The organism is Streptomyces sp. NPDC002076, assembly GCF_053593835.1.
Window position 1 is genome coordinate 20,858 of the sequence record NZ_JBSFDI010000009.1, and the last position, 22,545, is coordinate 43,402.

Sequence of the window (22,545 nt, forward strand, 5' to 3'; positions counted from 1 at the left end):
GCAGGCCTACAACTCCGGTGCGGGCGGCTCGGTTTCCTCGGTGGCGGGCGGCGGGGTCTCCTGAGTGCGGAAGTCCAGCCGTCCGTCCCGGACGTCCACCGTCACCCGGCTGCCCTCGGAGATCGTGCCGTTCAGCAGCAGCCGGGACATCTGGTTGTCCACCTCGCGCTGGATGGTGCGGCGCAGCGGCCGGGCGCCGTACTCCGGCTGATAGCCGCGCTCGGCGATCCAGTCCACAGCCGCGTCCGTGAACGCGACCGAGACGCCCTGGCCGTCCAGCAGCCGCCGGGTGCTCTCCAGCAACAGGTCGGTGATCTGCCGCAGTTGCCCACCGGTCAGCTGCTTGAAGACCACGATCTCGTCGATGCGGTTGAGGAACTCCGGCCGGAAGTGCTCGCGCAGCGGCCGCAGGATCTGTTCGCGCCGCGCCTCCTCGTCCGCCGCCGCGCCGCCCGGCCCGAACCCGATCCCGGCACCGCGCCGGGTGATCGCCTCCGAGCCGAGGTTGCTGGTCATCACGATCACCGTGTTGGTGAAGTCCACGGTCCGGCCCTGGGAGTCGGTGAGACGGCCGTCGTCGAGCACCTGCAACAGGATGTTGAAGACATCCGGGTGCGCCTTCTCCACCTCGTCCAGCAGGAGCAGCGAGTAGGGGTGCCGGCGCACCACCTCGGTCAGCTGACCGGCCTCCTCGTGGCCGACGTACCCGGGCGGGGCGCCGACCAGCCGGGAGACGGTGTGCCGCTCCTGGTACTCGCTCATGTCCAGCCGGACCATGCGGTCCTCGCTGCCGAACAGCGCCTCGGCGAGCGCCCGGGCCAGCTCGGTCTTGCCGACGCCGGTCGGGCCGAGGAACAGGAAGCTGCCGATCGGCCGGTTCGGGCTCGCGAGCCCCGCACGGGAGCGCAGCACGGCCTCCGAGACCACGGCGACCGCGTCCTCCTGGCCGATGACCCGCTGGTGCAGGTGTTCCTCCAGGCCGAGCAGCCGTTCCTTCTCCTCCTGGGTGAGCCGGCTGACCGGGATGCCGGTCTGCCGGGACACCACCTCGGCGATGGCCTCCGCCGTCACCTCCAGGTCCAGCCCCTCGTCGGCCTTGTCCTCGTCGCTCGCCTCGGCGATGCGCTGCTTCAGCTCGCCGATCCGGTCGCGGAGTTCCTTGGCCTTGTCGTAGTCCTCGCCCGCGACCGCCTGGTCCTTGTCGCAGACCAGCTGCTCCACCTCGCGCTCCAGCGCACGCACGTCCGCGCCCTTCGTCCGGGCACCGAGCCGGACCCGCGCACCCGCCTGGTCGATCAGGTCGATCGCCTTGTCCGGCAGCCGCCGGTCGGTCAGATACCGGTCGGACAGCTCCACGGCGGCGACCAGCGCCTCGTCGGTGTAGCGGACCTGGTGGTGGGCCTCGTACCGGTCGCGCAGGCCGCGCAGGATCTCGATGGTGTCCTCGGCCGTGGGCTCGGGCACCAGGATCGGCTGGAACCGGCGGGCCAGCGCCGCGTCCTTCTCGATCCGCCGGAACTCCTCCAGCGTGGTCGCGCCCACGATGTGCAGCTCGCCGCGGGCCAGGGCGGGCTTGAGGATGTTGCCCGCGTCCATCGAGCCGCCCTCGCCGCCGGAGCCCGCGCCCACGACCGTGTGCAGCTCGTCGATGAACACGATCAGCTTGTCCGAGTGGGCGCGGATCTCCTCCACGATGTTGTTCAGGCGCTCCTCGAAGTCGCCCCGGTAGCGGGTGCCGGCGACGACACTGGTCAGGTCCAGGGCGACGACGCGGCGGCCCGCCAGGACGTCCGGGACGTCCGAGTCGGCGATGCGCTCGGCGAGGCCTTCCACGATGGCCGTCTTGCCGACGCCCGCGTCCCCGATCAGCACCGGGTTGTTCTTGCCGCGCCGGGACAGCACCTCGATGGTCTGCTCGATCTCGGTGTCCCGGCCGATGACCGGGTCGATCCGGCCCTGCCGGGCCAGCTCGGTCAGGTCACGGCCGTACTTGTCCAGCGTGGGCGTGCCGGTGGCGCGCTGCCGCTCCACCCGGACCGGGGTGCTCTCGGGGGCCTCGGTGGGCAGGGAGCCCGCCGAGAAGCGGGCCGCGTTCAGGATGTGGCCGGCCGCCGAGTCCGGATTGGCCGCCAGCGCGCTGAGCACATGCTCCGGGCCGATGTACCCGGCGCCGCTCGCCCGCGCCAGGTCGTGCGCGTCCAGCAGGGCGCGCTTGACGGCCGGGGTCAGCGACAGCGAGGTCGGCGGGGGCACCTCGCCCGGCGGGTGCTGGACCGGGCCGGCCCGGTCGTCGATCTCGGACGCGAGCGAGTCCGGGTCCGCGCCCGCCCGGCTCAGCAGGCTCCGGGTGGGCTCGGCGGCCACGGCGGCGCGCAGCAGGTGCTGGGTGTCCAGGTCCCGGCTGCCGTGCTCGGCGGCGTACAGGGCGGCCCCTCTGACCAGCTCGCGGGCCGGTTGGCTGAGCAGGCGCCCGATGTCGATGTGGCGCGGCGCGCCACGGGCTCCGCCGGATCCGCCGAAGAAGCGGGCCAGGAATTCACCGAAGGGGTCAGGAGGGTAGCCGTCGGTCATGGCATGGGCTCCTTCGCTGACGACATACGGAGCGGCCGGGTAACCCGGAGTGGGTTGCTCATGCCCACGATGTCACGATCTGTGGGGGTGGGCACGTTCGCCCGCGGCCCGCACTCCTCAGGCGGTTTCCCTGGCCGTGAGGATCCTGGGACCGGAGTCCGTGATCGCCACCGTGTGCTCGACGTGCGCCGCGCGGGAGCCGTCGCTCGTCCTCAGGGTCCAGCCGTCGTCCGCCGCGTAGTAGGCGTCCTTGCCGCTCGCGATGAGCATGGGCTCGATGGCGAGGACCATGCCGGGACGCAACGGCAGCCCTCGCCCGGGGCGGCCCTCGTTCGGGACCTCGGGGTCCTCGTGCATACGGCGGCCCACGCCGTGGCCGCCGAAGCCGTCCGGGATGCCGTAACCGGCCGTACGGCAGGTCCGGCCGACGGCATGGGCGATGTCGCCGATGCGGTTGCCCACGACGGCCGCCTCGATGCCCGCCGCCAGCGCCCGCTCGGCCGTCTCGACCAGGCGGAGGTCGGCCGGGCGCGGGCGGCCCACCGTGAAGCTGATCGCCGAGTCGCCGGCCCAGCCGTCCAGGGTGGCGCCGCAGTCGATCGAGACCAGGTCGCCGTCGCGGAGCCGGTAGCGGGTGGGGATGCCGTGCACGATCGCGTCGTTCACCGAGGCGCAGATCACGGCGGGAAAGGGGGTCGGGGCGAAGGAGGGGCGGTAGCCGAGGAACGGCGAGGAGGCCCCGGCCTCGCGCAGCACCTCCCGTGCCACCTCGTCCAGCTCCAGCAGGGAGACACCGACGTCCGCGGCCCGTCGTACGGCCGTCAGGGCCCGCCCGACGACCTGGCCCGCCGCGTGCATCGCGTCGATCGACTCGTCTGTCTTCAGCTCCATCATGCCAATTACTATACCGGTATTTTAATGGGCGGGTCGTGGTGTGGGCCGGTATTAGAATGGGCGCATGGTGCGCACCCCTCTCACCCCCGAAGAGCACGAACGCGGCGAGCGGCTCGGGCGGTTGCTGCGCGAGGCCCGCGGTGGCCGGAGCATGACCGACGTCGCCGCGCAGGCGGGTGTCTCCGCCGAGACGCTCCGCAAGATCGAGACGGGCCGGGCACCGACACCCGCCTTCTTCACCGTGGCCGCGCTGGCCGGGGCCCTCGGGCTGTCGATGGACGAGCTGGTCGCGCGGTGTGCGCTGGTGGCCGCGTGAGGCGCCCGCGCTCTGCCGGAAAACTCTGTGTAGCAGTGCCGTAACACGACTCGTGTTGCCTACCCACCGGAAGGGCCGGCGGTCGGGCGGGAGCTGAGCGATGGCGGTGGATCGACTCCCCGGTGGAGTGCGGGAGTTCGCGAGCTACCTGGACGGTCTGCTGGCGCGCCTGGACCAGGGCGGAGGGTGGAGCGGGGTCTTCTGGCAGCGCGACCCCGACGGGATGCGGGCCTGCATAGACGGACGCGAGGTGCCGCCGTGGGACGTGGTGGAGGCCCTGCTGGAGGACCTTGCCGCGGCGTACGGCCCCGCCGCCGCTGCCGCCGAGCGGGAACGGGCCCGCGCCCTGTACCGGGCCGCGCTCACGGCGTGCGACGCCCGCCCCGGCGCGCGGGACACCCTGCTCGACCGCCTCGACGTGATGCTCCGCGAACAGCGCTACGCCGCCGAACGCCAGGCCGAACTCACCCGTCTGCTGTCCGCGCCGGCATCCGCGGAACAGGCCGAGTCCCTCCGCCTCGACCTCGCCTGGGCCCAGGACGACCACGAGCGCGCCACCGCGAGGTGCACCGAACTCCAGGCCCGGCTGACGGAGCTGGACCGCCGGGGAGCGCCGGACGCGGACGCACTACGGCACGGCGGCGAGCCCGGACCCCGGCGCGCCGAGGGCGCTGCGGCCGGGGCCGGGCAAGCCACCCCTTCCGGCGTCGACTTGCCCCGGCAGGCCGCCGCCCCCGCTCCCCACGCCGTACCGCAGCCCCCGCGAGCCACCCAATCCTCGCCGCGTAGCCAAGCCGGCGGCCCGCCCTCACCCCATAACCAAGCCGGCGGCCCGCCCTCACCCCATAACCAAGCCACCACCCCACCCCCAGTCGCCCCCGAACCTCCCCGCACCCCCGCCAAGGCCCGCAAGCGACGCCGTGGCAGTGCTCGGTTCGCCGGGATGGTGGGGGAGGGGGACGTGGCCGAGGCGGGCGCAGCGCCGGCGGTCGTGCCGGAGGCGAGCGCGCGTCGTGCGCCGCGTGGGGCGCGGTTCGCCGGGGGCGTGCCGGCGGCCGAGCCCGTGGCGGCCCCCGCCGAAGTGGTGGACGCCGAGACGGGAGCGGCGGTGGCCGGCGTCGTGGAGCGGCTCGCGCGGTTGCGGGGCGAGGGGCGCACCGGGGAGGCGCATGTGCTGCTCGTCGAGATCGTGCAGTGGCCCGCCGGGCGGTTCCCCGCGCTCGCGGACGCGCTGCACCGCGCCGGGCTCGGCGCCGACTGGGCGACGCTGCTGTGGGAGGCCGCCTCGCTGCCCGCGGAGCGGCTGGCCGCGGCCGCCGACGCGCTCGCCGCCGCCGGACGGGAGGCCGACGGGCGGCAGATGCTGCGGCAGGGCGTGGCCCGCCCGGCGGAGCAGATCGGCGCGGCGGTGCTCCGGCTGGCGGGGGAGGGTCGCCGACGCGAGGCGGAGGCCCTGCTCGATGCCTGTGTGCGGGTCCGTCCGGCGGAAGAGGCCGCCCGGAGTGTCGTACCCGATCCGCCCCGGCTCGTGCCGTTACTGCTCCGCGCCGCGCAGGCCGTCTCCGACGAGCGGCACTGGGATCTCGTGCACGCACTGCGGGTGGCCGGGCACGCGACGTGACCGGCAATCCATGGAGTCATCCCGGTATGCTCCGTTTCACCCCTTCGAGCGATGCCCTCGCTCACCCACCGGAGTGTGAAACGTGATCGACTCCGCGGGTTGACGACGATGGTCTTGGCAAGGGCCTCCCGGAGGCTTACTTTCGTCCCTCTACGGCCCCTCTACGGGCGTAGAGGCTCTGAGGGTCCCGTCGAAGGAGCAGCTCATGGCCAACGTCGTACGAGCCGCCCTGGTCCAGGCCACCTGGACCGGCGACACCGAGTCCATGGTGGCGAAACACGAGGAGCACGCCCGTGCGGCGGCCCGGCAGGGTGCCAGGGTCATCGGGTTCCAGGAAGTCTTCAACTCGCCCTACTTCTGCCAGGTGCAGGAGCCGGAGCACTACCGCTGGGCCGAGCCGGTGCCCGACGGGCCGACCGTGCGGCGGATGCGGGACCTCGCGCGCGAGACCGGGATGGTGATCGTCGTCCCCGTCTTCGAGGTCGAGCAGTCCGGCTTCTACTACAACACCGCCGCCGTGATCGACGCCGACGGGACCTACCTCGGCAAGTACCGCAAGCACCACATCCCGCAGGTCAAGGGCTTCTGGGAGAAGTACTACTTCAAGCCCGGCAATCTGGGGTGGCCCGTCTTCGAGACCGCCGTCGGCAAGGTCGGCGTCTACATCTGCTACGACCGCCACTTCCCGGAGGGCTGGCGGCAACTCGGGCTCAATGGCGCCCAGTTGGTCTACAACCCGTCCGCCACCCACCGCGGGCTGTCCGGCTATCTGTGGCAGCTGGAGCAGCCCGCCGCCGCCGTCGCCAACGAGTACTTCATCGCCGCCATCAACCGGGTCGGCCGGGAGGAGTACGGCGACAACGACTTCTACGGGACCAGTTACTTCGTCGATCCCCGCGGGCAGTTCGTCGGCGAGGTCGCGAGCGACAAGTCCGAGGAACTCCTCGTCCGCGACCTCGACTTCGACCTGATCGAGGAAGTGCGGCAGCAGTGGGCCTTCTACCGCGACCGCCGCCCCGACGCCTACGAAGGGCTGGTGCAGCCGTGAACGATCTCTACTCCCGCCACCGCCAGGTCATGCCCGACTGGCTCGCCCTCTACTACGACGAGCCGATCGAGATCACCCACGGCGAGGGCCGCCATGTCTGGGACTCCGCCGGCAACAAGTACCTGGACTTCTTCGGCGGCATCCTGACGACCATGACCGCGCACGCGCTGCCCGAGGTGACCAAGGCGGTCAGCGAGCAGGCCGGGCGGATCATCCACTCCTCGACCCTCTACCTCAACCGGCCGATGGTCGAACTCGCCGAGCGCATCGCCCAGGTGAGCGGCATCCCGGACGCCCGGGTCTTCTTCACCACCTCCGGCACCGAGGCCAACGACACCGCCCTGCTGCTCGCCACGGCCCACCGGCGCAGCAACACGATCCTGGCGATGCGCAACAGCTACCACGGCCGCTCCTTCAGCACCGTGGGCATCACCGGCAACCGCAGCTGGTCGCCGACCTCGCTGTCCCCGCTGCAGACCCTGTACGTCCACGGCGGCGTGCGCACCCGGGGCCCGTTCGCCGAGCTGGACGACCGCGCGTTCATCGACGCCTGTGTCGCCGACCTGAAGGACATCCTGGGGCACACCCGCCCGCCCGCCGCGCTGATCGCCGAGCCGATCCAGGGCGTCGGCGGCTTCACCTCCCCGCCCGACGGGCTCTACGCCGCCTTCCGCGAGGTCCTGAAGGAGCACGGCATCCTGTGGATCGCCGACGAGGTGCAGACCGGCTGGGGCCGCACCGGCGAGCACTTCTGGGGCTGGCAGGCACACGCCCGCAGCGGCCCGCCGGACATCGTCACCTTCGCCAAGGGCATCGGCAACGGCGCCTCGATCGGCGGGGTGATCGCCCGCGCCGAGATCATGAACTGCCTGGACGCCAACAGCATTTCGACGTTCGGCGGCACCCAGCTCACCATGGCCGCCGGTCTCGCCAACCTCACCTACCTCCTCGAACACGACCTCCAGGGCAACGCCCGCCGGGCCGGCGGCCTGCTCATCGAGCGGCTGCGGGCCGTCGCCGCACAGCTGCCGGGAGTCCGGGAAGTGCGGGGCCGAGGACTGATGATCGGCATCGAGCTGGTGAAGCCCGGCACCGACGAGGCCGATCCGCATGCCGCCGCCGCCGTGCTGGAGACGGCCCGCGAGGGCGGGCTGCTCATCGGCAAGGGCGGCGGCCACAACACCAGCGCCCTGCGCATCGCCCCACCGCTGTCGCTCACCGTCGCGGAGGCCGAGGAGGGCGCGGCGATCCTGGAACGCGCGCTCAGGAGTACGTACTAGAGAACGGCGGTACGGCCATGACCACCACCTCGGAGACCCGGTACGGCTGGGAACCCGCCCTCTCCGTCCGCCAGGTGCTCACCCTGGAACGGGTGCTCGCCGGAGAACCCGAGGTGGTCGCCGGTGCCGGGCAGCTCGACCGGCCGGTGCGCTGGGTGCATGTCGCCGAGGCCGCCGACGTCGGGGTGATGCTCAGCGGCGGCGAGATGGTGCTCACCACCGGCGTGCTCCTGGCCGGCGACGAGGCCAAGCAGGCCGAGTACATCCAGTCGCTGCACCGGGCGGAGGCCGCCGCCGTCGTGCTCGGCCTCGGGCGGGCCTTCCCGGCGCCGCCCGAGGTGATGCGCCGGGCCGCCGAGCGGTGCGGACTGCCGATGGTCGTCCTGCACCGGCCGTTCCCGTTCGCCGAGCTCACCGAGGAGGTCCAGTCCCGGCTGGTACGGCGGAAGTTCGCCGCCGTCAGCCTCTCGGAGACCGTACGGACCGAACTCACCGCCCTGATCACGACCGGTGCCCCGCTGCAACGCCTGCTGGACGAGGTCGCCCGGCACAGCGGCTGCCCGGTCGTGGTCACCAACCTCGCCCACCGCGTCCTCGCCACGGCAGGGGAGCGGTCCGCGGTGGACGACGTGCTGCGCGACTGGGAGAGGGTCTCCCGGCAGGCCGGCGCCGGCGCCGAAGGCGGCTGGATCAGCGCCGAACTCGGCGGCCGCGGGGAGCGCTGGGGCCGGCTGCTGCTGTGCGGCTACCGGGGCGACACCGCCACCGGACGGCTGCTCGCCGACCGGGCCGCCGAGGCGCTGGTCCTGCACCGCATGCTGGGCGGCGGCTCCGCACACTCCTGGGAGGAGGAGTCCGCGCAGAGCCTGCTCACCGACCTGCTCTCCGGAGTCGTACCGGCGTGCCGGCTGCTGCCCAGGGCGCGCGCGGCCGGGCTGCCGGTCAACCGGCGCACCTTCGTCCCGCTCGTCGTGCTCGGCCGCGCACCGGACGAACTCGACCGGGTGCTGCGCCTGTTGGGGATGTCCGGGCTGGTCGCCGAACTCGCCGACGGCCGGGCCGCCGTACTGCTCAGCCTCGCCCGCGACCAGGACGCCGACGCCCTCACCGCCCACTTCGCGGCCCGGCTGCGCGCCGGGTCAGGGGCCGTGGTCGCCGCCAGCGCCCCCCGTACCGGCTGGGACGACGTGCCCGCCGGGCTGCGCGAGGCCCGGCATGTCGCCGACGCCGTCGCCGACTCCTCGGCCGCCCTCGACCTGCCGGACGTGGTCCGCCTGAAGGACGTCCACCTGCGCGGGCTGGTCCGGCTGCTGCGCGACGACCCGCAGGTGCAGTCCTTCGCCGAGCGGGAACTGGACGGGCTGCTCTGCGAATCCGAACCGGAGCTGCTGAACGTCCTGCGGACCTATCTCGCGACCGGCCGCAACAAGTCCCGCACCGCCCAGCTCCACCATGTCTCGCGGCCCGCCCTCTACCGCCGCCTGGAGGCCATACAGTCCCGCCTCGGCGTCGACCTGGACGACTTCGAACAGGCGGCCTCCGTGCACATCGCGCTCCTCGCGCATGACGCGCAACAGGGGTGAAACATGCGACGACCTGCGAAAACGGCGGTGAAACATGGGATCCGGCACACGTGACACGGTGGCACGCGCACGGCCCGCAGACGTGACACGCTGCCAATCGAACGGCCCGCGCGGGCTTTCTACGCTCACGGCACACCGAGCTACCGGAGGTCCCGATGAGCCGAGTGATCCGTGCCGCCCTGTTCCAGACCGCGTGGACCGGCGACAAGGAATCCATGATCCAGGTCCACGAGCAGGCGGCCCGCGACGCGGCCGCGCAGGGCGCCCAAGTCCTCTGCTTCCAGGAGCTGTTCTACGGCCCCTACTTCTGCCAGGTCCAGGACAAGGCCTTCTACGAGTACGCCGAGCGGATCCCCGAGGGGCCGACCGTCCAGCGCTTCCAGTCCCTCGCCCGCGAGCTGGGCATCGTCCTCGTGCTGCCGATGTACGAGGAGGAGCAGCCGGGCGTGCTGTACAACACCGCCGCCGTGATCGACGCGGACGGCTCCTACCTCGGCAAGTACCGCAAGACCCACATCCCCCAAGTGCAGGGATTCTGGGAGAAGTTCTACTTCCGCCCGGGCAACAGCGGCTGGCCGGTCTTCGACACGGCCGTCGGCCGGATCGGCGTCTACATCTGCTACGACCGCCACTTCCCGGAGGGCTGGCGGGCGCTGGGCCTCGCGGGCGCCGAGATCGTCTTCAACCCCTCGGCCACCTCGCGCGGTCTGTCCCGCTACCTCTGGCAGCTGGAGCAGCCGGCGGCGGCCGTCGCCAACGAGTACTTCGTCGGCGCGATCAACCGGGTCGGCGTGGAGGACCTGGGCGACAACGACTTCTACGGCACGACGTACTTCGTGGACCCCGAGGCCCAGTTCGTCGGCGAGGTGGCGAGCGACAAGGAGACCGAACTCGTCGTACGGGACCTGGACCTGGCGAAACTCCGCGAGGTCCGCGACCGCTGGCAGTTCTACCGGGACCGGGCACCGGGGGCGTACACACCGCTGACCGCACCCTGACCGCAGCACTGTTGACCGAGGGAGCAGCATGAGCAGCCGTACCGTCATCCGTGGTGGACTCGTCATCACCGCGTCGGACGAGATCCACGCCGACGTCCTGATCGAGGACGGCCGCGTCGCCGCCCTCGCCGCCTCCGGCACCCCCGCCGCCGAGGCGTTCACCGCCGACCGGGTCATCGACGCCACCGGCAAGTACGTCATCCCGGGCGGCGTGGACGCGCACACCCACATGGAGCTGCCGTTCGGCGGCACCTTCGCCTCCGACACCTTCGAGACCGGCACCAGGGCCGCCGCCTGGGGCGGTACGACGACGATCGTCGACTTCGCGGTGCAGAGCGTCGGCCACACCCTGCGCGAGGGCCTGGACACCTGGCACGCCAAGGCCGAGGGCAACTGCGCGATCGACTACGCCTTCCACATGATCGTCTCCGATGTGAACCAGGAGACCCTCAAGGAGATGGACCTGCTGATCGAGGAAGGCGTGACCTCCTTCAAGCAGTTCATGGCCTACCCCGGCGTCTTCTACAGCGACGACGGTCAGATCCTGCGCGCCATGCAGCGTTCCGCCGAGAACGGCGGGCTGATCATGATGCACGCCGAGAACGGCATCGCCATCGACGTCCTGGTCGAGCAGGCCCTCGCCCGCGGCGAGACCGACCCGCGCTACCACGGCGAGGTCCGCAAGGCCCTGCTGGAGGCCGAGGCCACCCACCGCGCCATCCGGCTCGCCCAGGTCGCGGGCGCCCCGCTGTACGTCGTCCACGTCTCGGCCATGGAGGCGGTGGCCGAGCTGGCGCGGGCCCGGGACGAGGGGCTGAACGTCTTCGGCGAGACCTGCCCGCAGTATCTGTTCCTTTCCACCGACAACCTCGCCGAGCCGGACTTCGAGGGCGCCAAGTACGTGTGCAGCACGCCGCTGAGGCCGAAGGAGCACCAGGCCGCGCTCTGGAAGGGACTGCGCACCAACGACCTCCAGGTCGTCTCCACCGACCACTGCCCGTTCTGCTTCACCGGCCAGAAGGAACTGGGCCGCGGCGACTTCTCCAAGATCCCCAACGGCCTGCCGGGCGTGGAGAACCGTATGGACCTGCTGCATCAGGCCGTCGTCGACGGGCACATCTCCCGCCGGCGCTGGATCGAGATCGCCTGCGCGACCCCGGCCCGGATGTTCGGGCTGTACCCGAAGAAGGGCACCATCGCCCCGGGCGCCGACGCCGACATCGTGATCTACGACCCGCACGCCGAGCAGGTCATGTCGGCCGAGACCCACCACATGAACGTCGACTACTCGGCCTACGAGGGCAAGCGCACCACCGGCCGGGTCGAGACCGTGCTCTCGCGCGGCGAGCCGGTCATCACCGAGCGCGAGTACACCGGGCGCGCCGGGCACGGCGCCTTCACCCCGCGCTCCACCTGTCAGTACCTCAACTAGGAGTGGCGCACTATGGACTTCGGACTCGTCCTGCAGACTGACCCGCCGGCCTCCCGCGTCATCAGCCTGATGAAAAGGGCCGAGCGCAACGGGTTCAGGTACGGCTGGACGTTCGACTCCGCCGTGCTCTGGCAGGAGCCGTTCGTGATCTACAGCCAGATCCTGGCCAACACCTCGAAGCTGAAGGTCGGCCCGATGGTCACCAACCCGGGCACCCGCACCTGGGAGGTCACCGCCTCCACCTTCGCCACCCTCAACGACATGTTTGGCAACCGCACCGTCTGCGGCATCGGCCGCGGCGACTCGGCGATGCGGGTCGCGGGCCGTAAACCCAACACCCTCGCGCGCATCAGCGAGGCGATGAAGGTCATCCGGGCCCTCGGCCGGGGCGAGGCCGCCGACCTCGGCGGCGGCACGGTCGTGAAGTTCCCGTGGATCAAGCCGGGCGCCGAGCTGCCCGTCTGGATGGCCGCGTACGGCCCCAAGGCGCTGAAGATGACCGGCGAGGAGGCCGACGGGTTCATCCTCCAGCTGTCCGACCTGTATCTGACCGAGTACATGGTGAAGGCCGTCAAGGACGCGGCGGCGGCCGCCGGACGCGACCCGTCCGAGGTCACCATCTGCGTGGCGGCCCCCGCGTACGTCACCGCCGACGACTCGCCGGAGGCCCTCGCCCACGCCCGTGAGCAGTGCCGCTGGTTCGGCGGCATGGTCGGCAACCATGTCGCCGACCTGGTCGCCAAGTACGGCGAGCACTCGGCCCAGGTCCCCGAAGCACTCACCGACTACATCAAGGCACGACAGGGCTACGACTACGCCCACCACGGGCGCAGCGGCAACCCGGACACCCAGTTCGTGCCCGACGAGATCGTCGACCGGTTCTGCGTCATCGGGCCGGCCGAGAAGCACATCGAGAAGCTGACCGCGCTCCGCGCCCTGGGCGTCGACCAGTTCGCGGTGTACGACATGCACGATGCGCAGGAGGCCACCATCGACGCCTACGGCACGAAGGTGATCCCGGCCGTCAATTCCTGATCCGCCCCTTCGAGTTCAACCCCCCACGCCCCACTTGGTCTCCCCTCCCCGCCCCGGGGAGGGGGCTGGTGCCCGCACGGCCACTCCCGACCCACCTCACCCCGATTGGCCAGCCCATGACCGACACCGCTCCCACGGCCATACCCCTGTCCGGCCAAGTCACCCTCCCCGACGGGCGCGTGGAACTCGCTCCTGGCACCCCGCCGCCCAGTGGTCCCTACGCCAACGAGGACCTGCTCCCGGTCCCTGCCGTAAGGCGCACCTGGACCACGTACAACTTCTCCGCCCTGTGGGTCGGCATGGCCCACAACACGGCCTCCTGGACGCTGGCCTCCGGGCTGATCGCCGTCGGCATGGACTGGAAGCAGGCGGTGTTCACCATCGCCCTCGCCAACCTGATCGTGCTGGTGCCGATGCTGCTGACCGGACACGCCGGCCCCAAGTACGGCATCCCCTTCCCCGTCTTCGCCCGCGCCTCGTTCGGCGTGCGCGGCGCCAACCTGCCCGCCGTCGTACGGGCGTTGGTGGCGTGCGGCTGGTTCGGCATCCAGACCTGGATCGGCGGCGAGGCGATCTACTTCCTTGCCGGAAAGCTGATCGGCGACAGCTGGTCGAACGCGGCGCACATCGGCGGCTACGCCTGGACCATGTGGCTGTCCTTCGCGATCTTCTGGGTGATCCAGGTCGCGATCATCTACCGCGGCATGGACACCATCCGCCGCTTCGAGAACTGGGCCGCGCCCTTCGTGCTCGTCGGCGCGTTCGTGATGCTGTGGTGGATGAGCAGCAAGGCCGGCGGGGTCGGCCCGCTGTTCGACCAGCCCTCCAAGCTCGGCTGGGGCGGCGGCTTCTGGAAGATCTTCTGGCCCTCGTTGATGGGCATGATCGGCTTTTGGTCGACGCTGTCGCTGAACATCCCGGACTTCACCCGCTACGGCAGAAGCCAGCGGGCCCAGACCTGGGGCCAGGCCCTCGGCCTGCCGACGACGATGACCCTCTTCGCCTTCCTGTCCGTCCTGGTCACCTCCGGCTCCCAGGCGGTGTACGGCCGGCCGGTCTGGGACCCGGTCCAGCTGGCGGCGAAGACGGACAACGTGGTCGGACTGCTCTACGCACTCGTGACGGTCCTGGTGGCCACCCTGTCCGTGAACATCGCGGCCAACCTGGTCTCGCCGGCCTTCGACTTCTCCAACGTGGCGCCGCGGAAGGTGAGTTTCCGCGCCGGGGCCCTGATCACCGCGGCCCTCGCCGTCCTGATCTTCCCCTGGAAGCTGTACTCCGACCCGCAGGGCTACATCTTCACCTGGCTCGGCCTGGTCGGCGGTCTGCTCGGCACCGTCGCGGGCATCCTCGTCGCCGACTACTGGCTGCTGCGCCGTACCCGCCTGGACCTCGCCGACCTGTACCGCACCGGTGGCCGCTACTGGTACGCGGGCGGCTGGAACTGGCGCGCGGTCGTGGCCTTCCTGTCCGGCGGCGTCCTGGCGATCGGCGGCGCCAGCTTCAAACCCCTGATCGACGGCCGCCCCATCCCCGCCCTGTCCTCCCTCGCCGACTACGGTTGGGCCGTGGGCCTCGGCACGTCCCTGGTCCTGTACCTGGCCCTCACGCTGCTGACCGGCCGCAAGGGGGCCTACGCGTAAGGGAGTCCGGGGGCGGTCAGCCGGTCTGCGACTGCCCGCCCCCGAGCGCGCCCACCGCGGCCCGCGCCGCCTGGATGGCCCCCTTGTTGATCTCGTCCGTGCCGGGCGCCTTCTTCGTGTCGAAGTTGCTGCCGTTGTAGGTGACGATCACCAGGGCGTTGGACACCCGGACCATCACCACGCCCTCGCGCGTCTGCTGCTTGTCCTGCGTGGTGAGGTTGACGACGGAGTAGGCGCTGTTCCCGAGCCCGGGCACCTCCCCGCCGCCGCTCTTCTCCTTCACCCTCTGCTGGTACTCCTGCGTGGCCTCCTGGTCCGACCCGCTGATCTCGAAGGACACGTCGAGCCAGCGGTAGTCGTACCCCTGAAGTGCGTTCCAGGAGCAGGTGCGGCGCAGCTTGGTGTCGGTCGAGGGGATCTCCTTGCCGGTCGTCTTCGCCCCCGGCACCAGGGACTTGACGGTCGCCGCGGGCACACTGGTGCAGGGGGAGGGCGCGGCGCTGTACGCCTTCGCCGTCGCGGTGGACGACGGGTCGGAGGAGGACGACGAGGACTGGGTGGACGTCTGCTGGGTCGTCTGGTGCCCGGCGGAAGCCGACGGCGCGGCCGGGCCGGACGTCAGCGCCCAGCCGGCACAGGCGAGAACCGCGACCGGCGAGATCCGCGCGGTGAGGGCGAGCGGCAGAGGAAGGGAACGCACGGCTCACTTCTCGTGTGGGGGAGGGCTACGGAAGGGTCCGTTTGGTGGACATGGGACGCCAGTGTCACACGACTCCCTGTGGGGCGGAAGTAGGAACTCCGCTGTGTGCCCGGGCGGTCACGGCCGTGGACTCACGGCGTACCGTTCTGCCCCCTTTTTGCACCTCAAGCCGGCGGCGCGCGCCGACTTCGCTGGGGTACTCGCGGACGGTGAAGGCGGCGACCGACCAGCCGACGGCCCAGGCGGCCAGTGCGGGCAGGACGGGTGCGGCGATCAGCCAGAGGGCACGAGCGGCGAGGGCCGCACCGGTGGAGCGGCGGCGCTCGTCCCGCTTGGCGGCACGGAACGCGTCGGGGGCAGGCGGGTCCAGGAGCTTCCCGCGGTGGTCCCGGCGCTGCACCAGCCAGCCCCACACCAGGGCCACGACGGACGCCGCCGCCTGCGCCCAGTCCCACACCGGGCGGACCGCCGGCGGCAGGGCGCCGCGGAAGCTTGCGTACAGGACGAGCGCGATGTAGACGCAGAAGGCCAGCACCGCCAGCCACAGCGTGGCGCCGAGGGCGCGGCGCAGCCAGTAGCGCGGACCGCGCTCGTACCACGTGGTGCCGAGCCCCGGCAGGGACGGGATGCCGACGGGCGTCGAAGTTGTCGTCATGCTCCGGACCGGTGCTCCTCCAGCCAGCGGCGGGCGCCGACTTCGCTGGGGTACTCCCGGACGGCGATCGCGGCGGCGAACCAGCCGACGCACCATGCGGCGAACGCCGGCATGACAGGAGCAGCGAGCAGCATGAGCCCACGGCCCACGGCGATCAAGCCCGGGACACGCCTGGCGCGGTCGCGTTTGGCCCGGATGCTTTCGCCGGGAGCAGGGGGATTCAGAAGTGCCTCGCGGTGGCCCCTGCGCTGCGACACCCAGCCCCACGCCAAGGTCACGACGGACGCGGCCACCTGCACGCCGTCCCACACCACACGCGCGTCAGACGGCAGGAGGTCGCGGAACCCCGAGTAGAAGGCCACCGCCATGAAGCACACGATGGCGGCGGCGACGAGCATGTTGGCGGCCGTCAAGACGCGGCGGAGCCAGTAGCGTGTGCCGCGTTCGTACCAGGTGGTGCCGAGGCCCGGAAGCTTGGGGACGTCGACAGGAAGTCCTCCGGCCGGTGCTTCAGAAGATGCTCGTGACACCATGCCAGACGTCCTTCACCAGTCGTTTCCCGTCATCGACGGTCGCGGAGGCCACGTGTCCGGCCCCGGTCAGCACCCCACCGACCACCCCGTGATCGTGGATGTCCTCGCTCCAGTGCTCGTGGAAGGTGTGGTCGAGAACGGAGGTCGCGATGATCACCGAGCCGACCCCGACCGCAGCCACGGTGCCCGCGGTCAGGTCGATGGGAGCGGTGGCCACGATACCTGCTGTGACGGCCGCTCCTGCGGCCAGGCCACCCAGGTTCGCGCCTTCGTCGACAGCGACCGAGTGCTGCCAGGACCAGCCCTTGTCATGGTCGTCGGAAGCCTCCAGGACGCCGCAGGCGCCGGCTGCCACGACATCCAGAACAGGCAACTCCTTGAGGACGTCCGGCAGGGCTTCCAGCCCCTTGCCCATGCGCAGCGCGTCCGCGGCGTCCGCCAGCTTGACGTTCAGCGCACGGTCGTACGGCAACGCGGTGCTGCCGTTGTCGGCACGCGCGATGTCCGCCTCCAGCGAGTCCACCTTGGTGACCGCGTCGCGGTAGGCACTCTTGGCCGGAAGATCGTCCGGCAACTTGCGACCCTGCTGCTGGAACACCTTGCGCTCATCGCGGAGTTGCTTCTTGGCCGCCTGTGCCTCGGCCCTGGCCGCGTCGATGTGCCGGCGGGCCTCGATACCCCCGGCGCGGGCGTCCTCGGCGTCGTACGCGTACAGGCCGCGCAGCGCGTCGTACAGGGTGACCTTGTCTCCCGGGGACACCGAGTCGTCCTTCGACGTCACCTTGTCGTACAGCCCCTGCAAGTCCTTCGCCGCCACCAGTCGTGCGTGCTGGGCGGTGTGCAGGATCTCGTCGCGCGCCGTGGCGTAGTCGTTCATCGCCGAGATGGTCTTCTGGTCGTCCGCGCTCGGCGGATTCGCCGTCATGACCGGCAGCGGCGCGCCCTCGGCGTCCGTCGGCACGCCCTTGCCGGCCGCGATGTGCTGTGCGTTCTGCAGGGACGACTCGCACGTGGACAGCGCGCCCGCGAGGGTCTCGAGGATCTCGCCCGCCGCGTGCACCAGTTCGGCGAAGCCGCCGGCGGCCAGCGCGTCCTCGCTCCACTTGCCGCGGAAGCTCTCGGCCGCCTCGCCCTGCCAGCCGGCGTCGCCGACCAGTTTGTCGACGGCGCTGCCGAGCGGCTTGACCACGCCGTCGAGTTTGTCCTTGGCGTTCTTGTACGTCTCGGCCATCGTGCGCAGACCGCCGATGTCGCCGCCGACCCAGCTGTCACTCATCGGCTCTCACTTGATCAGGTCTTCGAAGACGCCGTGGACGTCCACGTCGTGCCGGTGGAAGGAGTCCCGCGCGTAGGCGACCTTGTCCCCGTGGTCGTCGAGCCGGTCGGCCATGCCGGTGTGCAGCGCGATGATGAGGTCCGCGACCTCCTTGATGGCCGAGTCGAGGCCGGGGTCGCCGCCGCTGACGACCGGCGGTGCCACGTCGGGGTGCAGCTTGCGGTAGTCGCCGGCCTGGTCGTGGAAGGTCTTCGCCATGGCGGCGAGGTCGTCGTAGACCGCCTTGAAGTCGCTCACCGGCGCACCTCCCGCACATGGGCGGCCAGGTCGGCAGGCCGCCAATTGGGTTCCCCGGGCGCGACCCGGGGGTCCAGCAGGACCGTGACACCCTGCTCGCGCACGCCCTCGGCCAGCGGGCCGAGGGAGGCGGCGACCCACGGTTGGGACTCGCCGAGGGCCTGCACCAGCCTGGCCGGCGAGGTGAACGCGAACGCCACGGTGCCGTGTGCGGGGTGCTCAAAGAGTTCGAGGACGATGAAGGGCACGCGCGCGGGGCGGCCGTCGGTGCCGGTGCCGGTGACGGACCGCGGATGTGCCGGCACGCACACCGGAGTGTGGTACGCGGGCACCCCGGGCTTCGGGCCGGGCCGGTCGTCCGTGGCCGTGCGCGGGGGCGGCGCGGCCTCCACGAGGTCCCGCAGCGCCGAGCGGAGCGACTGCGGAGTGTGCTGCGGAAGGCCGGTCCCGGGCGGATCCGGCTCAGCGAAATCGAGCAGTCGTGAACGTATCGGCGCCCCCATCGCCGTCACCTCTTCCCCGTGCGTGCGTGGCCGATCGGGCGCGACTACGTTAGCCAGCGGGCAAGAGGGCAAATCCGGCCATGTCGTGACCTGGTGTCGGCCGTACACGGAACCCATACGCCCGCTTGGCCGACGGCATGACAGCGCTTGACCCGTTGCTGAACCAGGGCGTCCGGCCTGCGCGGTGGCTAGGGGACCCGAGCGGTCCACTCCGCCGACGTGAACTTGGCCCGGGCCAGCTCCTCCGCGCGCGCCAGCTCCTCGTCCGTGATCTTGCCCGGCGCCAGGCCGTACCGCACGCGGAACGACTCGATCATCCGGTCGATGACCGCCTCACGCGGCAGACCGGTCTGCCGCCGCAGGGGATCGACCCGCTTCTTCGCGGATCTCGTCCCCTTGTCGGACAGCTTCTCCCGCCCGATGCGCAGCACCTCGACCATCTTGTCGGCGTCGATGTCGTACGACATGGTCACGTGGTGCAGTACGGCGCCCGGGCCCCCGCCGGGTCCGACGATCCGCTTCTGTGCCGCACCCGCGATCTTGCCCTGGTCGGTCGCGATGTCGTTCAGCGGCTGGTACCAGGCCCGGATGCCCATCTCCCCGAGGGCGCCCAGCACCCAGTCGTCCAGGTAGGCATAGCTGTCCTGGAAGGACAGGCCGTGGACGAGGGACTCGGGCACCGACAGCGAGTAGGTGATCGTGTTGCCGGGCTCCACGAACATCGCGCCACCGCCGGAGATCCGTCGCACCACCTCGATGCCGTGCCGCGCGGCGCCCTCCGGGTCCACCTCGTTGCGCAGCGACTGGAAGCTGCCGATGATCACCGCCGGGGCGCCCCACTCCCACACCCGCAGCGTCGGCGGCCGCCGGCCCGCGGCGACCTCGGCGGTCAGCACCTCGTCCAGCGCCATGTGCAGCGCGGGCGGCTGCGGGCCCTCGTGGATCAGCTGCCAGTCGTAGTCGGTCCAGTCCGTGGCGTGCGCGAGCGCGCGCCGCACCGCGATCGCCACGCCCTCCGACGTGAGGCCGTACATCACCGTCCCCGCGGGCAGCGCCCCCTCGATCCGGGCGGCCAGGCCCGCCGCGTCGGTGTCCGCCGGGGCGCCCTCCAGCGCACGGTCCACCGCGTCCAGCGCCTCGTCCGGCTCCAGGAAGAAGTCGCCCGACACGCGCACGTGCCGCAGCACGCCGTCCTCGACGTCCACGTCCACGACGACGAGCTTGCCGCCGGGCACCTTGTACTCACCGTGCACTGCCTGGGCCTCCGTCCCTGCCGCCTCCCGCACGAGATCAACGGCGCAGGTCGTCGCCGTGTTCCCCGGACCGCGATCACGCTCGTACGATCACCCGGACGAGGTACCCGAGCCGAGGAGGCGTCTGCCGTGTTCACCACCCGGCCCACCCTGCAGGGCACCTTCGGCATGGTGTCCTCCACCCACTGGCTGGCCTCCCAGTCGGCGATGGCGGTCCTGGAGGACGGTGGCAACGCCTTCGACGCCGCCGTGGCGGGCGCGTTCGTGCTGCACGTGGTGGAGCCGCATCTCAACGGGCCCGCGGGCGAGGTACCGATCCTGCTCGCCGCGGCGGGCGGCGAGGTGCAGGTGCTGTGCGGCCAGGGGGTCGCCCCGGCCGGTGCCACCGTCGCCCACTACCGGGGGCTCGGGCTGGACCTCGTACCCGGCACCGGACCGCTCGCGGCCGCCGTGCCCGGCGCCTTCGACGCCTGGCTGCTGCTCCTGCGCGACCACGGCACCAGGTCCTTGGAGGACGTGCTGAAGTACGCCATCGGCTACGCCGAGCACGGGCACGCGCCCGTGGAGAAGCTCGGCGCGACCGTGGACGCCGTACGGGAGCTGTTCGCGACCGAATGGACCTCGTCGGCCGAGGTGTACCTGCCCGGCGGCCGGGCGCCCCGGCCCGGTGAGCTCTTCCGCAACCCCGCCCTCGCCGCGACCTGGAAGCGGCTGCTCGCGGAGACCGCGGGCAGCGGCGACCGGGAGGCCCGGATCGACGCGGCCCGCGAGGTGTGGCGCTCCGGGTTCATCGCCGAGGCGCTGGTACGGCAGTCCCGGCGGCCCACCATGGACACCAGCGGCGCACGGCACACCGGCACGCTCACCGAGTCCGACCTCGCCGGCTGGTCGGCCACCTACGAGACCCCGGTGACCTACGACTGGAACGGCTGGACCGTGTGCAAGGCCGGCCCCTGGAGCCAGGGCCCCGCCCTCCTGCAGCAGCTCGCCCTGCTCCCGCCCGAGCTGCCCGCCTACGGCTCCGCCGAGTACGTCCACCTGCTGATCGAGGGCTGCAAGCTCGCCATGGCCGACCGCGAGGCCTGGTACGGAGACGCGGCCGAGGTGCCGGTCGCCGAGCTGCTGTCGGACGGCTACAACGCCGGGCGGCGGGCCCTGGTCGGTGCCAAGGCCTCCTTCGAGCTGCGGCCCGGCAGCCCCGGCGGGCGCACCCCGCGGCTCCCGGCGCAGGTGTACGCGCGCGTGGAGACCGGCAAGGACCGCGGCTTCGACCCGATGGGCGCCGGTGAGCCGACGGTCGCCGAGTTCCCCGGCGACCCGCAGGTGGCCGCCGACGGCACGACCCGTGGCGACACCTGCCATCTGGACGTCGTCGACCGCTGGGGCAACATGATCGCCGCCACGCCCAGCGGCGGCTGGCTGCAGTCCAACCCGGTCGTGCCCGAGCTGGGCTTCCCGCTCGGCACGCGCCTGCAGATGACCTGGCTGGAGGAGGGCCACCCGAACTCCCTCACTCCGGGCCGCCGCCCGCGCACCACCCTCACCCCGTCCCTCGCGCTCCGCGACGGCGTGCCGGTCCTGGCGTTCGGCACGCCCGGTGGCGACCAGCAGGACCAGTGGCAGCTGCACTTCTTCCTCGCCGCCGCCCTGCGCGCCCCGGTACGCGGCGGCCTCGACCTCCAGGGCGCGATCGACGCCCCGAACTGGCACAACGACAGCTTCCTCAGCTCCTTCCACCCGCGCGGCCGCCGCCCCGGGAGCGTGACCGTCGAGTCCCGCATGGACGCGGACGTGATCGAGGAGCTGCGGCGGCGCGGCCACGACGTCACCGTCGGCCCCGCCTGGTCCGAGGGGCGCCTGTGTGCGGTGGCCCGGGACCCGGAGACCGGCGTGCTCTCGGCGGCGGCGAACCCGCGCGGGATGCAGGGGTACGCCGTCGGCCGCTGACTGATCATCCGGAACCTGTTCTTCATCCCGATTCCACCCGCTGTGCACCGGGCGGGCGGGGATTGTCAGAGGGACGTGCTCTCATGGAGGCATGATCGAAGCAATGACGGAAACCATCGAAGAGTTTCTCGCCCGCTGCTCGGCCGACGTGGAGGAAGCGGTCCGCAAGGCCGCCGCGGCCGAGATCCTGCCCCGCTTCCGCCGCCTCGCCGAGCACGAGGTGGACCAGAAGAGCGGCCCGCACGACCTGGTGACGGACGCCGACCGGCTCGCCGAGCTGCGGCTCACCGCGGACCTCGGCGCCCTGCTGCCCGGCTCGGTCGTGGTCGGCGAGGAGGCCGTGCACGCCGACCCGGCCACCTACGCGGCGCTCCAGGGCGACGCGCCGGTCTGGATCGTCGACCCGGTCGACGGCACCCGCCAGTTCGTGCACGGCGACGACGGGTTCTGCACCCTGGTCGCCCTCGTCCAGCGGGGCGTCGTCCTCGCCTCCTGGACCTATGCCGCGGCGCGCGACCAGCTCGCCACCGCGGTCCGTGGTCAGGGCGCCTTCCTCGACGGCGAGCGGCTGTTCGCGGGCCCGCCCGCGCCCGGCCGCGACCTCGTCGTCGCCACGTCCCACCCGGACTACACCACCGACGAGCAGAAGCGCGCGCTGAGCGTCCTGTGGACCGACGGCCTCGCCCCCCGCCCCTGCGGTTCGGCGGGCCTGGAGTATCTCGCCATAGCCCGGGGGGAGTTGGACGCCGTCGCGTTCTCCTGGGAGGCGGCCTGGGACCACGCGGCCGGGCTGCTTCTCGTCGAGGAGGCGGGCGGCACGCACCTCACCCGCGCCGGCGAACCGTTCCGGGTGACCGGCGGCAACGCCCTGCCCTTCACCGCGGCCCGGGACACCACGACCGCCCGCCGGGTGGCCGACCTGCTGCGCACGGTGGCCTGAATCCGACCGGCGGAATCCCG

The 22,545-nt window shown here is 71.8% G+C and carries 20 protein-coding genes; 11 read left to right on the forward strand and 9 right to left on the reverse strand.

Annotated features, from left to right (window positions below; genetic code table 11):
* Positions 1-6: 6 nt before the first annotated feature.
* Together ACWCQS_RS20185 and map are read right to left on the reverse strand one after the other, a co-directional pair.
* Positions 7-2,571: an ATP-dependent Clp protease ATP-binding subunit gene (locus ACWCQS_RS20185; RefSeq protein WP_451005676.1), complete on the reverse strand. Its 2,565-nt coding sequence runs from the start codon at positions 2,569-2,571 to the stop codon at positions 7-9.
* A gap of 117 nt (positions 2,572-2,688) precedes the next feature.
* The gene (gene map, locus ACWCQS_RS20190; protein WP_451005677.1) at positions 2,689-3,465 is read right to left on the reverse strand and encodes a type I methionyl aminopeptidase; all 777 of its coding nucleotides are present in this window, start codon (positions 3,463-3,465) and stop codon (positions 2,689-2,691) included.
* A 64-nt stretch (positions 3,466-3,529) separates the two neighbouring features.
* On the opposite strand from map, the gene ACWCQS_RS20195 reads away from it, so the two are divergent.
* From ACWCQS_RS20195 to ACWCQS_RS20235, 9 genes are all read left to right on the forward strand, one after another.
* A complete protein-coding gene (locus ACWCQS_RS20195; RefSeq protein ID WP_451005678.1) occupies positions 3,530-3,781 on the forward strand; it encodes a helix-turn-helix domain-containing protein in 252 nt (83 codons plus the stop codon).
* 100 nt (positions 3,782-3,881) lie between these two features.
* Positions 3,882-5,402 carry a hypothetical protein gene (locus ACWCQS_RS20200; protein ID WP_451005679.1) on the forward strand — a complete coding sequence of 507 codons (1,521 nt, stop codon included), beginning with the start codon at positions 3,882-3,884 and terminating at the stop codon, positions 5,400-5,402.
* 205 nt (positions 5,403-5,607) lie between these two features.
* Positions 5,608-6,450 carry a nitrilase-related carbon-nitrogen hydrolase gene (locus tag ACWCQS_RS20205; RefSeq protein WP_388633640.1) on the forward strand — a complete coding sequence of 281 codons (843 nt, stop codon included), beginning with the start codon at positions 5,608-5,610 and terminating at the stop codon, positions 6,448-6,450.
* The gene (locus ACWCQS_RS20210) at positions 6,447-7,730 is read left to right on the forward strand and encodes an aspartate aminotransferase family protein (RefSeq protein ID WP_451005680.1); all 1,284 of its coding nucleotides are present in this window, start codon (positions 6,447-6,449) and stop codon (positions 7,728-7,730) included. The genes ACWCQS_RS20205 and ACWCQS_RS20210 overlap by 4 nt, the downstream gene beginning before the upstream one ends.
* A 17-nt stretch (positions 7,731-7,747) precedes the next feature.
* Positions 7,748-9,313 carry a PucR family transcriptional regulator gene (locus ACWCQS_RS20215; RefSeq protein ID WP_451005681.1) on the forward strand — a complete coding sequence of 522 codons (1,566 nt, stop codon included), beginning with the start codon at positions 7,748-7,750 and terminating at the stop codon, positions 9,311-9,313.
* Between the two features lie 155 nt (positions 9,314-9,468).
* The gene (locus ACWCQS_RS20220; protein ID WP_153545729.1) at positions 9,469-10,311 is read left to right on the forward strand and encodes a nitrilase-related carbon-nitrogen hydrolase; all 843 of its coding nucleotides are present in this window, start codon (positions 9,469-9,471) and stop codon (positions 10,309-10,311) included.
* 28 nt (positions 10,312-10,339) lie between these two features.
* A complete protein-coding gene (gene hydA / locus ACWCQS_RS20225; RefSeq protein ID WP_451005682.1) occupies positions 10,340-11,743 on the forward strand; it encodes a dihydropyrimidinase in 1,404 nt (467 codons plus the stop codon).
* Between the two features lie 12 nt (positions 11,744-11,755).
* Positions 11,756-12,778 (forward strand): TIGR03842 family LLM class F420-dependent oxidoreductase, encoded by a 1,023-nt coding sequence (locus ACWCQS_RS20230; protein WP_451005683.1) that lies wholly within the window; start codon positions 11,756-11,758, stop codon positions 12,776-12,778.
* Between the two features lie 116 nt (positions 12,779-12,894).
* Complete coding sequence (locus ACWCQS_RS20235) at positions 12,895-14,421, forward strand: NCS1 family nucleobase:cation symporter-1 (protein WP_451005684.1); 1,527 nt, start codon at positions 12,895-12,897, stop codon at positions 14,419-14,421.
* A 16-nt stretch (positions 14,422-14,437) separates the two neighbouring features.
* On the opposite strand, the gene ACWCQS_RS20240 is transcribed toward ACWCQS_RS20235, so the two are convergent.
* The 7 genes from ACWCQS_RS20240 to ACWCQS_RS20270 all read right to left on the reverse strand — a co-directional run bounded on the left by ACWCQS_RS20240 (position 14,438) and on the right by ACWCQS_RS20270 (position 19,638).
* Positions 14,438-15,121, reverse strand: coding sequence for a hypothetical protein (locus tag ACWCQS_RS20240; RefSeq protein WP_451005685.1), 684 nt, complete (start codon positions 15,119-15,121; stop codon positions 14,438-14,440).
* 64 nt (positions 15,122-15,185) lie between these two features.
* Positions 15,186-15,776, reverse strand: coding sequence for a hypothetical protein (locus tag ACWCQS_RS20245; RefSeq protein ID WP_451005686.1), 591 nt, complete (start codon positions 15,774-15,776; stop codon positions 15,186-15,188).
* Positions 15,773-16,309 (reverse strand): hypothetical protein, encoded by a 537-nt coding sequence (locus ACWCQS_RS20250; RefSeq protein ID WP_451005687.1) that lies wholly within the window; start codon positions 16,307-16,309, stop codon positions 15,773-15,775. Before ACWCQS_RS20250 ends, ACWCQS_RS20245 begins: the two co-directional genes overlap by 4 nt.
* Complete coding sequence (locus ACWCQS_RS20255; RefSeq protein ID WP_451005688.1) at positions 16,287-17,585, reverse strand: WXG100 family type VII secretion target; 1,299 nt, start codon at positions 17,583-17,585, stop codon at positions 16,287-16,289. The genes ACWCQS_RS20250 and ACWCQS_RS20255 overlap by 23 nt, the downstream gene beginning before the upstream one ends.
* Positions 17,586-17,591: 6 nt before the next feature.
* The gene (locus ACWCQS_RS20260; protein WP_451005689.1) at positions 17,592-17,882 is read right to left on the reverse strand and encodes a DUF6317 family protein; all 291 of its coding nucleotides are present in this window, start codon (positions 17,880-17,882) and stop codon (positions 17,592-17,594) included.
* Positions 17,879-18,385 (reverse strand): SAV_915 family protein, encoded by a 507-nt coding sequence (locus ACWCQS_RS20265; RefSeq protein ID WP_451005690.1) that lies wholly within the window; start codon positions 18,383-18,385, stop codon positions 17,879-17,881. The genes ACWCQS_RS20260 and ACWCQS_RS20265 overlap by 4 nt, the downstream gene beginning before the upstream one ends.
* 188 nt (positions 18,386-18,573) lie before the next feature.
* On the reverse strand, positions 18,574-19,638 hold the full coding sequence (locus ACWCQS_RS20270) for a lipoate--protein ligase family protein (RefSeq protein WP_451005691.1): 1,065 nt from the start codon (positions 19,636-19,638) through the stop codon (positions 18,574-18,576).
* Positions 19,639-19,767: 129 nt separating this feature from the next.
* On the opposite strand from ACWCQS_RS20270, the gene ACWCQS_RS20275 reads away from it, so the two are divergent.
* Positions 19,768-21,585: a gamma-glutamyltransferase family protein gene (locus ACWCQS_RS20275; protein ID WP_451005692.1), complete on the forward strand. Its 1,818-nt coding sequence runs from the start codon at positions 19,768-19,770 to the stop codon at positions 21,583-21,585.
* A 91-nt stretch (positions 21,586-21,676) separates the two neighbouring features.
* Complete coding sequence (locus ACWCQS_RS20280) at positions 21,677-22,525, forward strand: inositol monophosphatase family protein (RefSeq protein WP_451005693.1); 849 nt, start codon at positions 21,677-21,679, stop codon at positions 22,523-22,525.
* Positions 22,526-22,545 lie beyond the last annotated feature (20 nt).